General features: G+C 37.5%; 9 protein-coding genes. 7 read left to right on the forward strand and 2 right to left on the reverse strand.

Annotated elements, in window-relative coordinates:
• Positions 1-50 precede the first annotated feature (50 nt).
• The 5 genes from NOV28_RS08350 (at position 51) to rodA (ending at position 5,779) form a co-directional block, all read left to right on the forward strand.
• Positions 51-1,076 (forward strand): rod shape-determining protein, encoded by a 1,026-nt coding sequence (locus tag NOV28_RS08350; protein WP_255929662.1) that lies wholly within the window; start codon positions 51-53, stop codon positions 1,074-1,076.
• Between the two features lie 28 nt (positions 1,077-1,104).
• On the forward strand, positions 1,105-1,956 hold the full coding sequence (gene mreC, locus NOV28_RS08355) for a rod shape-determining protein MreC (RefSeq protein WP_255929664.1): 852 nt from the start codon (positions 1,105-1,107) through the stop codon (positions 1,954-1,956).
• On the forward strand, positions 1,953-2,459 hold the full coding sequence (locus NOV28_RS08360; protein ID WP_255929666.1) for a rod shape-determining protein MreD: 507 nt from the start codon (positions 1,953-1,955) through the stop codon (positions 2,457-2,459). The genes mreC and NOV28_RS08360 overlap by 4 nt, the downstream gene beginning before the upstream one ends.
• Positions 2,460-2,537: 78 nt before the next feature.
• Positions 2,538-4,553: a peptidoglycan D,D-transpeptidase FtsI family protein gene (locus NOV28_RS08365; RefSeq protein ID WP_255929668.1), complete on the forward strand. Its 2,016-nt coding sequence runs from the start codon at positions 2,538-2,540 to the stop codon at positions 4,551-4,553.
• On the forward strand, positions 4,550-5,779 hold the full coding sequence (gene rodA / locus NOV28_RS08370) for a rod shape-determining protein RodA (RefSeq protein WP_255929670.1): 1,230 nt from the start codon (positions 4,550-4,552) through the stop codon (positions 5,777-5,779). Before NOV28_RS08365 ends, rodA begins: the two co-directional genes overlap by 4 nt.
• A gap of 603 nt (positions 5,780-6,382) precedes the next feature.
• Here the strand turns inward: rodA and NOV28_RS08375 are convergent.
• Both NOV28_RS08375 and NOV28_RS08380 read right to left on the reverse strand, forming a co-directional pair.
• Positions 6,383-7,069, reverse strand: coding sequence for a C40 family peptidase (locus tag NOV28_RS08375; RefSeq protein ID WP_255929672.1), 687 nt, complete (start codon positions 7,067-7,069; stop codon positions 6,383-6,385).
• 322 nt (positions 7,070-7,391) lie between these two features.
• A complete protein-coding gene (locus NOV28_RS08380) occupies positions 7,392-9,593 on the reverse strand; it encodes a glutamine synthetase III family protein (protein WP_255929674.1) in 2,202 nt (733 codons plus the stop codon).
• Positions 9,594-9,797: 204 nt separating this feature from the next.
• Between NOV28_RS08380 and NOV28_RS08385 the strand changes: the two genes are divergently transcribed.
• Positions 9,798-11,483, forward strand: coding sequence for a DUF6909 family protein (locus NOV28_RS08385; RefSeq protein WP_255929676.1), 1,686 nt, complete (start codon positions 9,798-9,800; stop codon positions 11,481-11,483).
• A gap of 98 nt (positions 11,484-11,581) precedes the next feature.
• Positions 11,582-13,426 (forward strand): M1 family metallopeptidase, encoded by a 1,845-nt coding sequence (locus NOV28_RS08390; protein WP_255929678.1) that lies wholly within the window; start codon positions 11,582-11,584, stop codon positions 13,424-13,426.
• The last annotated feature ends 11 nt before the right edge of the window (positions 13,427-13,437 follow it).

The following is a 13,437-nucleotide window of genomic DNA, read 5'->3' on the forward strand; positions in this document are numbered from 1 at the left end:
GAACGGTTCTAAATTTATATCTTTGTACACTTAAAAAAAATCACGAAAAAATGGGGTTATTTGATATGTTCACGCAAGATATTGCGATTGACTTAGGAACTGCGAACACACTAATTATACATAATAATAAGATCGTTATCGATCAACCATCGATTGTAGCCATCGAGCGTTCTACTGGAAAACCAATAGCAGTAGGCGAAAAGGCGAAACACATGCAAGGGAAAACCCATGAAGACATCAAAACCATCCGTCCTTTGAAAGATGGGGTAATTGCTGATTTTCATGCTTCTGAACACATGATTAAAGAGTTCATCAAACAAATTCCGGGTATTAAAGGAAAACTTTTTCAACCTACTTTAAAAATCGTCATCTGTATTCCTTCTGGTATTACCGAAGTTGAAAAAAGAGCGGTAAGAGATTCTGCACAAAAAGTAAACGCTAAAGAAGTTCGTTTGATTTATGAACCAATGGCTGCCGCAATCGGGGTAGGAATTGATGTACAAAAACCTGAAGGTAACATGATTATCGACATAGGTGGTGGTACTACCGAAATCGCTGTAGTGGCTTTAGGAGGTATTGTTTGTGACAAATCTGTAAAAATCGCTGGTGATGTTTTCACCAATGATATTGCATATTACCTGAGAACTCATCACAATTTATATATCGGTGAAAGAACTGCTGAGAGAGTAAAAATCGAAGTAGGATCTGCCGTGGAAGAACTCGATGTGGATATTGAGGACATTCCAGTTCAAGGACGTGATTTGATTACTGGTAAACCAAAAGAAATTATGGTGAACTACAAGGAAATCGCTCGTGCATTAGACAAATCGATCATCAGAATTGAAGATGCAGTAATGGAAACCCTTTCATTAACTCCACCTGAATTGGCTGCAGACATCTACAAAACAGGTATTTATCTTGCCGGTGGTGGTGCATTGCTTAGAGGACTTGCAGACAGACTTCACAAGAAGACAGGTCTTCCGGTTTTTGTAGCAGAAGATCCGTTGAGAGCGGTGGTTCGCGGAACCGGTATCGCTTTGAAAAACATGGATAAATTCAACTTCCTGATTAAATAATTTTTTAACTTTTTTACGACATTAACTGATGGGATTTTTGCTGCGATTATTTTCGAAGAACGGTTTGTTCGTTTTCTTCCTATTTCTGCAGCTCACCGCTTTGGCATTGATTTTCAGCAGAAACTCAATGCAACAATCGTGGATTTCAGGGCAAACTGCAGCACTCAACTCATGGGTTTCCGGATATATCGATGAAGGTGCCTCTTACCTTAAACTGAAGCAAATCAACGAGCAGCTTGTTGCCCAAAATAAAGTTCTGATGGAGCAGGTTTACGGAAAAAATACTTCTGGTATTCCTAATTTCAGAAAAGTTCACGATACCATCGGTGGCGGACAAATTTTTACTTTCGTAGACGGCGAAATCGTTTTCAACAGCATCAACCGGAAAGATAATTACTTCACCATCAACCGCGGAAGAAGAGATGGTGTTTTACCACAAATGGGCGTAATGGCTCCAAAAGGAATCGCCGGAATCGTGATCAATTCTACGAATTCTTATGCTTTGGTGCAATCCGTTTTGAGTTTAAATAAAATTAAAATCAACGCTTCTTTAAAAAAATCTGGATATTTCGGAACTTTAACTTGGAAAGGCGATGACTCTCGAATTATGCACCTTTCGGATGTTCCAAAATATGTTCCACTACAAATTGGCGACACCATCGTAACCGACGGTAAATCAGCCATTTTTCCTCAAGGAATTATGATTGGTAAAGTTTCCGGCTATGAAGTCGATAGCAAAACCGGTTTCTGGGATATTTCCGTAGAATTGAGCGAAAAAATGGGCAACCTGAGCAAAATTTATGTGGTGAAAAACCTAAAAAAAGCCGAAGTTCAAAAAATACAGGATACGCTACAAGCAACAATAAATAAAGAGAAATGATAAGCAGAACCCTATTTACCGATATCCTGATTATTGTTTTGCTGGTTGCATTACAAATTTTCGTGCTGAATCGCATTACGCTTTTCGGAAAATACACACCGGTGCTGTATCCGGTTTTTGTGATGTTTTATCCTTTTTTTAGGAATCGTTTTCAGTTTTTGGCGCTCAGTTTCATCTTGGGATTAGGAATTGATGCATTTTTGTACACTTGGGGAATCAACGCTTTTGCAACAACAGTAATTGCCTATTTCCGAACTTTAATTTTCCGAACTTCAACAGATACTTCTACGGATTTCTTTTCGTTTCAATCCTTGCAGTGGTCTCAATATCTATTTTTCATCTTATCGAGTATTTTTTTACACCAGCTTTTGGTACAATATCTTGAGTTTTTTAAATTCAGTAGATTCTTTGAAATATTCTTAAATGTGTTGGCAACAAGTGCTATTTCCTTTATATTTATACTGATGTATGCTTTGGCATTTAAAGTAAAACAAAAGATTTAGACATTTACTTTTTTTAGAATTAATATTTCTAAACTTCAAAGATCGTCCATCCTTTAATGAAATGTTTAAAAGAACCTCATGAAATCTCAGTATCTCAAAATCACCATCATATTATCCCTACTTGTACTCATTTTTATTGCAAGACTTGCTTATTTGCAGTTATTTACTGACCGATATGCACTGAACGCGGCCAATACTTCCATTAAAACGGAATACATTATTCCGCAACGCGGCGTAATTTTCGACAGAAATGGGAAAATAATGGTAGGAAACCAGCCTTCTTACGAAATTTCTTTTACGGAAGCTTTGATAAAACCAGATTTTGATACTTTGGGATTCTGTAACTTAATGAAAATTACCAAGCAAGATTTCATTAAAAGAATCAACCTCATCAAAAAAGAAAAATACTATTCGAAGCTCACTCCGATGACGTTCATGAAGAATTTGAGCAGAGAAGAAATCGCAAGAATACAAGAAATTATCTTTAAATATCCCGCATTCAACATTGTTTCCAGACCACAACGACAGTATGAAGTTTCAACTTCCGGAAACTTGTTGGGTTACACCAATGAGGTTAATGATCGGGAAATCAAAAAAGATTCGGTTTATTATCTTCCAGGAGATTTCATCGGGAAAACCGGTATTGAAAAATCTTATGAAAAGCAACTCCGCGGTGAAAAAGGGGTACAATACATCCAAAAAGATATCCGCCTAAGAAACATCGGTCCTTACAAAAACGGAACTTTAGACAAAGAAGTAATCACCGGGAAAGATATTACCCTTACTATTGATTACGATTTGCAAAAAATGGCCGAAGAAATGTTGGTTAACAAACAAGGTGCAATCGTTGCAATAGACCCTAAAAACGGTGAAATTCTTGTTCTTGCAACAGGTCCGGATATTGATCCCAACCTATTTGTAGGTCCAGAAAAAACCAAAAATCTGTATCGTTTGCAAATGGACACGATTTATAACAATCGTCCAACTTTCGATCGTTCTCTGCAAGCTGCTTATCCGCCGGGTTCTACCTTCAAACTTCTCACAGCAGCAGCAGCCATGCAAATGGGCGTAATGGATGAAAACACCATCTTTCCTTGTGGTGGAGGATTTAATTATAAAGGATTAAGGGTAAAAGGACATGGTGGCGCAGATCCGCTGATTCCGGCAATTCAAGTTTCGAGTAACTGCTATTTTTCCTATGCGTTTATTGCTATTATGAATAAATATCCCGGAAATCCATCAAAAGGAGTGGATGAATGGAAGAAAATCATGAGCAGCTTCGGTGTTGGTGAATTTCTAAATAATGATTTAGCGGTAGGTTCCAAAGGAAGAATTCCATCCGGAGCTTTTTACGAAAAAAGAAGCGGAAAAAAAGACTGGAGTTCTGCCTACACGATGAACGGATCTATTTTCAACGGAATGGGACAAGGCGATGTATTGCTTACCCCGTTGCAAATGGCCAATGCTACCGCCGCTATCGTAAACAAAGGTTGGTATTACACCCCTCACATCGTGAAATCGATTGACGGAAAGCCAAATCCTGATCCAAGATTTAAAGTGAAACACAAAACCCTCGTAAATCCTAAACATTTCGAACCCATCATTAAAGGAATGGAAGCTGTAGTGCTTAATGGTACAGCAAGAGGGCTTAAATCCAACGACTTTACAATGTTGGCAAAAACCGGTACTGCACAGGTTCCACAAGGAAAAGACAACTCCATCTTTGTATTGGCTGCACCGGCAGATAATCCTAAAATCGTCATCGCTGCGGTAATGGAACACGCTGGATTTGGAGCAACTTGGGCCGGACCTGCAGCTGTGGTAATTGCCGAAAAATATCTAACCGGCGATTTGAAAAGAGAACATCTCTATAAAAAACTGACTAACGCGAGTTTCATGCCTGAATACCGAAGACAATGGGATGCCGAATTGAAACGAAAAGGTCTTTACAAAGAACCCAACAAAGATTCACTTAGAATCCTGTCCATTGAAGACAGTTTGAAATTTACCAAAAACGAAACCTTGCGCGCAAAACTCATTTATAAAAGAGACTCGTTGCGATTGAAACTAAAAACCCAAACTCCTAAAAAATGAAGTGGACCGAAGGCATAGACAAAACCAGTATATTTCTTTATCTCGCTATTTCTTTTTTTGCAGTAGCAAATATCTATAGTGTGGATGAGGGTTTAGGGAAAAAACAACTTATTTTCCTCTGCATCTCTATTTTCGTTGGATTCATCATTTTCATGATGAGAACCAAGTTTTTCGAAAACTTCGCAAGCATTATATATGTTGTCGGGGTGCTTCTGCTTATAGGGCTTTTCCCATTTGGAACTGAAATTTTAGGACAAAGAAACTGGTACAAATTCGGAGGCGTTACCATGCAACCGGTGGAATTTGCCAAAATCGGTGTTGCGCTAATGCTTGCCAATTATGTTTCCGGGCCAGATTTTAACTTAAAAAATCGCAAATCGCTGCTCACCACACTTGCCATTATCGGCGTTCCTGGAATCGTTGTACTTGCCATTCCGGATGTGGGTTCGTTGTTGGTATTTACAGCTTTTTTTATCGCGCTTTTCCGCGAAGGACTTAGCGGTTGGGTATTCGGTGTAGGAGGAATTTTAGCGGCAGTTTTCTTGGTCGCTTTGGCGGTAGATCCTCTTTACGTAATTATCGGAATCGCGGTAATTTACGGATTAGTTATTTTGCTTAATAACCATAGAATCCATTGGAATGTAATATCAATTTCAGGCTTCGTTGCGTCATTCTTTTTTCTTTGTGGAATTGCATTTGGAACCCCAAAAATTTTAGAAAAAATGCCAAAACACCAGCGTGAAAGAATTGAAGTTCTTTACAAGGGAGAAAAGGCTTTCCGCGACACTTCCGGTTATAATCTTTTATACTCTAAAACAGCCATTGGTTCCGGCGGATTTTTCGGAAAAGGCTACAAAGAAGGCTCTGTAACCCAAGGAAAATTTGTTCCAGAACAAGAAACCGATTATATTTTCTGTACCGTTGGCGAAGAATGGGGCTTTTTCGGAGCATCCATGCTCATCATTTTCTACGCAGTATTTATTGGCCGGATTTACTACCTCTCTGAAAAGCAGAAATCGGCATTTAACCGAGTTTTTGGGTATTCTTTTGCATCCATTCTGCTCATGCACTTTGCGATTAATCTAGGAATGGTAATGGGCTTATTTCCTACCGTGGGGATTCCTTTGCCATTCTTCAGTTATGGAGGAAGTTCGCTTTTGGCATTCTCCATCATGACTTTCATTTTCTTTAAACTGAATTATACCGACAGAAATAGCTTGGTATAAAAAAATCTAATCCTGGATCAACACCTAAACTTGGGAACCTAACAAAACGATTTGATCATCGGAAAAGAAATAATGGTTTGTCCCACACAATGCGCTCTTCTCATCTGAAACTTTTGATATTTACATTGAAGGATTCAGTAGCACCTTTATAATCATTCATTGCAACTAAGAAACATTACTTTTTTCTAAGTGTAGAACTCGAAGTCAGTTCTAATTAGTTGGGATTTTTTTGTGATTCCTCTTAAATCCCACTGAATTAATACCCACTTTAGCTTCATAGAAACCATATCTTTCCTTAAGGTTAAATCCCAGTATAATACAATGAAAATTAATTTTAAATACATAGTTAAGAATATAAAATATAGACTTTATATGGACTTTATATGGACTTACTATGAATAATCAATGGAGATATCCTTAATTTACTTTACTTGACTCTTACTAAAATAAGGATTGACTTGCAAAGGTTACCAGTTTTAGAATTAAGTATTCTTACTTTCTTTTCTTAGCTTGGAAACTGAACTCTCTTCACTTTTTCCAGAGGTTTCAAATAAAAAAAGCTGCCTTTTGATGAGGCAGCTTTTTTAAATCAATTATTTATTTTTAGTTATTTGCGAAGTTATTGAAAGATTCCATTGAAATAATTCGTTTCGCAAATCTGAATTTGGGACCCCAATAAGAATCATTAAGTGAAGAAATCATCACTCCTTTGGAAGTTGCGGCATGAATAAACCTTACTTCTCCATCAGCGGAAACTTCTTCTACAATTCCTACATGAGAAATTCTACCCCCACCTTGGTGAGAAAAGAATACCAAATCACCTTTCTGAAGTTGGTCTTTCTCAATTTTTTCACCTTCTTGAGCTTGAGAAGCTGCCACACGTGGCAAGTTAACTCCAGTTGCTGCTCCGAAAACGGATAAAACGAAAGCTGAGCAATCAATCCCTCTTCTGGTCATTCCTCCGAATCGGTAAGGAGTTCCAAGATAAGTTTGTGCTTCTGCTAATAGATCGTCAATTTTTTTGGTGAATTTTACTGTCTTTGCAATTTCTTCGTTTCTTAAAGTAGCTTCTAAAGCCTTTGCAGCTGCTAGATTCTCATCTTTAAAATTTCTAAGTAATTGTGCTTTTGCAGTTTCTAATTTTTTATTATCGATTGATGCAAGTTTGGCATCTGATTTGTAAGCATTAATTTGTGTTGCGGGTGATGAAACAACGTAGTTGCTTACACAAGACTGCATTGAAAATGTAGCAGTTACAGCAACTAGATAAAACAGAACTCTTTTCTTCATATATATTTGATTATCTGTGTTAAAGTTGTAATATTTCTTTTTAAAAGCAAAGCAAAAATAGGTATTCGAGTTTTAAAGAGGGTGAAAACACCTTTTTCTAAAAGCCACTTTAACACATTTTAACATTTTTATTGCTTATGTTAAAGCAAAACAAACCACAATCCCCCTATTTAGGAGGTTGTGGTTTTATTTTTATTAAGATTTGTTAACATTTATATATGTCATCTATTCTCATTATAACTTCGCTCTATAATTGATGAAAAAAAAACAAAAAAACCCTGAAAGAAATTCAGGGTTCTTAATAATGATTTTTGGGTAAATATTATCTTGTAAATAATAATTCGCGGTATTTGGTCATTGGCCAAAGTTCGTCATCAACCACCATTTCCAAAGCATCAGATGCTTCACGGATCTTATCAAATAATGGTTTTACGTCATTGCAAAATGCCTCTGCTACTTTCTGAGAGTTTGCAGCTTTTTTCGCGGTTGCAATGGCTTCTAATAACTTATCTGCTTCCACTTTGATTACGGAAACATAGCCGGAAATTTCAGAGATCATGTTCATTTGTTCTTTCGCAAGATTTTTAAATTCTTTTTCTCCGAAAATTTCTTTTAAACCTTTCACATTTTCGATAAGTCTGTTTTGATAATTCAGTGCACAAGGGATGATGTGGTTTCTGGCAATATCCGCTAAAACCGTTGCTTCGATGGAAATTACCGTAGAATATTTTTCTAATTTAATTTCATTTCTCGCTTCAAGTTCGCGGTGCGTATAAATTCCGAGTTCTTCGTAAAGCGCAACAAATTTCTTGTCAAGCTCCTTTTTCAGAGCTTCCGGAGTGGTTTTCAAGTTGTTCAAACCTCTTTTCTTAGCCTCTTTCGCCCAATCTTCAGAATATCCATCTCCTTCAAACATGATGTTTTTAGATTCTTTGATGTATTCTCTTAAAACATTAAAGATCGCCTCATCCTTTTTAAGGTTTTTAGATTCGATAAGCGCATCCACTTCTTTTTTGAAGTTTTGCAATTGCTTAGCAACAATGGCGTTCATTACAGTCATTACTTCTGCACAATTGGCAGATGAACCTACCGCTCTGATCTCGAATTTGTTTCCGGTGAAAGCGAAAGGCGAAGTTCTGTTTCGATCGGTATTATCCAACAAGATTTCAGGAATTTTACCAACAACGTTTAATTTAAGCTCGGTTTTCTCTTCTGGAGATAATTTTCCGTCAGTTACTTTTTCCAATTCTTCCAAAACATTGAACAATTGGCTTCCGATAAACGCAGAAATAATTGCCGGTGGCGCTTCGTTGGCTCCCAAACGGTGATCGTTGCTTGCCGAAGCAATACTTACTCTTAAAAGGTCCGCATAATCGTGAACGGCTTTCAAAGTATTCACAAAGAATGTAAGGAACTGAAGGTTCTTTTTAGGATTTTTACCTGGACTCAACAAATTCTCACCAGTATCGGTTGCCAAACTCCAGTTGTTGTGTTTTCCGCTTCCGTTCACACCTGCAAAAGGTTTTTCGTGGAACAAAATATGGAAGTGGTGTTTGTGAGCAACTCTCGCCATAATATCCATTAATAATGAATTATGATCTACGGCAACGTTAGCTTCTTCAAACATCGGAGCAAGTTCGAATTGGTTTGGAGCTACTTCATTGTGACGGGTGGTCACTGGAATTCCCAGTTTCATACACTCAATTTCCAATTCTTTCATGAAGTTCATTACTCTTGTTGGAATTGATCCGAAATAATGATCATCAAGCTGTTGTCCTTTTGCTGGTGAATGTCCAAGAAGGGTTTTCCCAGTAATCACCAAATCAGGACGAGATTGGTACAATGCAGAGTCAACCAAAAAGTATTCTTGTTCCCAACCTAATGTTGGAATTACTTTGGTTACATTTTTATCAAAATAAGATTTGCAAACATCTGTTGCAGCTTCATCTACTGCGTGTAAAGCTCTTAAAAGCGGCGCTTTATAATCTAAAGTTTCTCCTGTATATGAAATAAAAATAGAAGGAATACACAAAGTAGTTCCCACGATAAAAGCCGGCGAAGTAGGATCCCAAGCGGTATATCCTCTAGCTTCGAAGGTATTTCGAATTCCACCATTAGGGAATGAGGAAGCATCTGGCTCTTGTTGAATAAGCATTCCACCGGAGAATCTTTCAATTGCTCGGTCGCTTTCGAATGGAGTGAAAAAAGAATCGTGCTTTTCCGCAGTAGAACCTGTCAATGGCTGAAACCAATGCGTGTAGTGAGTCACTCCTTTGCTTAGTGCCCAATCTTTCATTGCTACAGCAATTTGATCAGCAACATCACGTTGGATTTTGGTTCCTCTTTTTATTGCACTTTGGATGGATGTAAATGCTTCTTTGGTTAAATATTCTCTCATAGTTTCTTCCGAGAACACATTTTGACAGAACAATTCCGACAGTTTTGCCGGTACTGTAACCGCATTATCCTTTCTATAGTCTTTGAAAGACAACATTTCTAAAGCCTTAAATCTTAATGATGACATATTTTGGTGAATTTTTTATGGGGCAAAATTACAAAAAAATCAAAAACAAAACACAAACCCTTGAAAATTTTAGGGGTGTTGAGAAAATTTTGCAATTTATATAGGATTTGCATTAACAAAATTTCATTTCCAATTAACACTATCTATAATTAGAGAATATGGAAATTTGAGAGATATGTATTATATTTGCCAAAAGATACACCTATGGTAAATTCACGAGCTAGGGAAACTACAGAAGCAATTGAGCGACTCTATGTTTCAATGCGACACTTATTCTATCGCGGTTTTTTCAAACCTTCCGGGATCTCCGGTGAAAGTCTTCGGTCTCTACTAATGACCATCAACCCTGAAATTTACGGAACAATGGGCGTTCCCAATAAAATTGAACTGGACGGACTTTTGTACGTACTCGATCGTCTTCCAGAAGGCATCGAAGAGTGTTCATTCATTCACCTTACTTCCGACGAAGGATTCGAAAAAGGAAGCTTTGAGGTCATTGTTCCTAAGAAAAGACGAAGAAACTGTTACAGAATCGACCAGCATCAAATGAATATTGAGGTGCTTTTGGGACGATCTGAAATCTACGATATCCTTACTCACCTTACATTCTTGTATATAGAAGCCGACAAAATTAAAAACCTCGCTTTCATTTCCGACGAAAACGACAAGCCGACACGCGCTTGGAAAATCATCGAAGAAGTAGCAAAAGGGGAGAAAAAATTCAGCAGAAAAGAAAAAGAAGTAGCGTTAATTCATCTTTCTTCACTTTTAGGAAGAACTTTCGACGAAACTTTAAATGCTTACAATAACTTCGGGGATGACAACAATCCGGATAGACTTTTCAAAATCATTTATCATTTAGGAAACGAAAGTTTTAATGATTATAAAAAAATAAGAGAACGCGAAGTTCATTTCTCAGCAATCCTTCGTGAAAGAGTTGGTCACCACTTTTTCGGTGAAAAATGGGCCAACAAAGTGAAAGAAGTACTTGCTGAAAACAACCTTCAAATGCGTCCGCTTCACATCATCTCTGCCAATATGCATTCGGTGAAGAACATGCTTTACGCCAACGATGCTGTAGGAAAAAAACCTACAAAAGAGGTCGATTTTAAGCTTTACGAAGAGATTTCCAATAAAAAAGTATTGCAAGAAAAAGTTCTTGAACATTCTCAAAAAGCAGGTTTAATTTACATTGACGACCAAAGCGGAAGCAATATCGATGTTCAAATTATCGATTTATCAAAAACCGACCTGAAAAACACTCCTTTTGCAGGCATCAAATTCGCAGGAGATGATGTGGTAATGGTTTTCGATTATGCATTCGGTGAACAAGCTTTCGAAGTGATGGACGAGCTTCTTCGCCCTTACGATTACAATGGCGAAATTTATACGATGAAGGTGAAATCCATCTCCATTATGGGTAAAGCCGGAATTTTGAAAGGTGGAAAAGGCGATATCATGATCCCAACTTCCCACGTTTTCGAAGGAACTGCCGATAATTATCCGTTTGAAAATGCATTGAAACTTTCAGATTTTGAAGATGATGAATTGCAAGCATTCGAAGGAGGAATGGTAACCGTACTCGGAACTTCGCTTCAGAACAAAGATATTTTACGCTATTTCATGGATACTTCCTGGAAAGCCATCGGACTGGAAATGGAAGGCGCACACTATCAAAAAGCTATACAAGTTGCCTCGAAAATCCGTCATCATATTTCGGAAGATTTGTTTGTAATGTACGCTTATTACGCATCCGATAATCCTTTGGAAACCGGATCTACCCTTTCTTCAGGAGGATTAGGATTAACCGGAGTGAAGCCAACATATTTAATTACTTTTAGAATTTTAGAGAAAATTTTGGCAAGCGCTAAAACCGAAGCTAAAAAATAAAACAATTCTAAAATCATACAACCCTTTCATCCTATCACGCGATGAAGGGGTTTTTTATTAAAAATTCTTATCTTTCCGTTTCAAAAAAATTTTTAAAAATGAAAATGCGATTCTTTTTTCTTTTCTCCCTTTTCTTTTCTCTCTTTTCTGCTCAACAAAGTCCTTATTATCAGCAATATGCCAAATACAAAATGGATATTGATGTCGATGCGCAGAATTTTACTTACCAAGGAAAACAAACTTTAACTTACACCAATAATTCGCCCGAGGAATTGAAAGTGGTTTACTTTCATTTGTATTGGAACGCTTTCAAACCGGGTTCTATAATGGATCAAAGAGTTGCAAACCAGGGAAAAAACGGAGATTCCAGATTACAGATCAACGGAGTTTCAAGGTTGGCTTCGATTCCGAAAGAGGAAGAAGGCGCCCAAAATATTCATTTCGTTAAACAAAATGGAAAGGATTTGAGATTTGAAATTCAGGAATCCATCATGAAAGTGGAACTGAACACCCCGATAAAACCCAATTCTTCTACCACTTTCACTATGGAGTGGGACGCGAATATTCCACAGCAAATCAGACGTTCAGGAAGAAATAACCGCGAAGGAATCGACATGACAATGACGCAATGGTATCCGAAAATCGCAGAATACGACTACGATGGTTGGGCAACTTTTGATTATGTTGGTCGGGAATTCCACGCTCCTTTTTCAGATTATGAAGTGAATATTAAAATAGATAAAGACTACGTCATCGGCGCCGGCGGAAACCTGGAAAACCCAATGGAAGTGAAAGGTTATGAAGCCAATTCAGCCATAAAAACAGATGATAAAAACAAAGCAACATGGAAATGGACTGCTAAAAACATTCTCGATTTTGCTTGGGCTGCAGATAGAGATTACACCGTGGAAAACTTTACCGTTCTTGATGGACCAAAAGTTTTTTATGTGTATCAAAAATCTGAAAAAACAAAACTTTGGGAAGAATCTAAACCTTATATCATCAAATTTTTCCAATTGATGAATGCAGCGTATGGAAGATATACTTACCCGACTTACACTTTCATCCAAGGTGGCGACGGCGGAATGGAATATGGCATGTGTACGATGATATTGGGCAACGCAACGTCTTTGGAAGGATTGGTTGGATTGATGGTTCACGAAGGTGGCCACTCATGGAATCAGCAAATTATGGCTTATAATGAAAGCGTGAGACCATGGATGGATGAAGGCTTCACGAGTTATTACGAAAGTTATGTAATGCACCAACTTTTCCCACCAGAAAAACCTATAGCCAATCCGTTTGCAGGAAGTTTGAATTCCTATAGAAACTTCGTGAAAAGAGGAATCGAAGAGCCTGCTGTTTGGTTGGGAGATCATCATGACAACGGTTCTGCGTATTCTTTTGCTTCTTATGTGAAAGGTGAACTTTTCTTGGTACAATTGGGATACATCATGGGAGAGCAAAATTTATCTACCATCATGAAAGAGTTCTATCAAACTTGGAAATTAAAACACCCTACTGATAGAGATTTAATGCATATTGCGCAAAAAGTATCGGGAATGGATTTGAAATGGTTCCAAAATTATTGGATCAATACCACCAAAACAATCGATTATAGCGTGAAAAATGTGAAATATGAAGCCAATTCGACTACGATTACCTTAGAAAATAAAGGAACCATTCCGATGCCGATTGATTTTTCTGTTTTAACGAAAGATAAAAAAGTGGTTAATTATCAAATCCCACTCAATATGACTCACGTTTGGAAAACGAAAGATATTTATGGCAATTTTGAAACCTTAAATTACTGGCCATGGACACAGAAAGAATACACTTTCACAATTCCTTTCAGTAAATCGCAAATTTCCGCTTTGGGAATTGATTTTTCCGGAAGATTGGCCGATGTGAACATGGAGGATAACCTGGTAGAAGTAAAGTAATCTCAAGCTTT

This window comes from Kaistella montana (assembly GCF_024436175.1).
GTDB classification, from domain to species: domain Bacteria; phylum Bacteroidota; class Bacteroidia; order Flavobacteriales; family Weeksellaceae; genus Kaistella; species Kaistella montana.

Coding starts and splice junctions, on each gene's coding strand:
- NOV28_RS08375 (WP_255929672.1), bottom strand. CDS start 7,069: ATGAAGAAAAGAGTTCTGTTTTATCTAGTTGCTGTAACTGCTACATTT.
- NOV28_RS08350 (WP_255929662.1), top strand. CDS start 51: ATGGGGTTATTTGATATGTTCACGCAAGATATTGCGATTGACTTAGGA.
- NOV28_RS08360 (WP_255929666.1), top strand. CDS start 1,953: ATGATAAGCAGAACCCTATTTACCGATATCCTGATTATTGTTTTGCTG.
- NOV28_RS08380 (WP_255929674.1), bottom strand. CDS start 9,593: ATGTCATCATTAAGATTTAAGGCTTTAGAAATGTTGTCTTTCAAAGAC.
- rodA (WP_255929670.1), top strand. CDS start 4,550: ATGAAGTGGACCGAAGGCATAGACAAAACCAGTATATTTCTTTATCTC.
- mreC (WP_255929664.1), top strand. CDS start 1,105: ATGGGATTTTTGCTGCGATTATTTTCGAAGAACGGTTTGTTCGTTTTC.
- NOV28_RS08385 (WP_255929676.1), top strand. CDS start 9,798: ATGGTAAATTCACGAGCTAGGGAAACTACAGAAGCAATTGAGCGACTC.
- NOV28_RS08365 (WP_255929668.1), top strand. CDS start 2,538: ATGAAATCTCAGTATCTCAAAATCACCATCATATTATCCCTACTTGTA.
- NOV28_RS08390 (WP_255929678.1), top strand. CDS start 11,582: ATGAAAATGCGATTCTTTTTTCTTTTCTCCCTTTTCTTTTCTCTCTTT.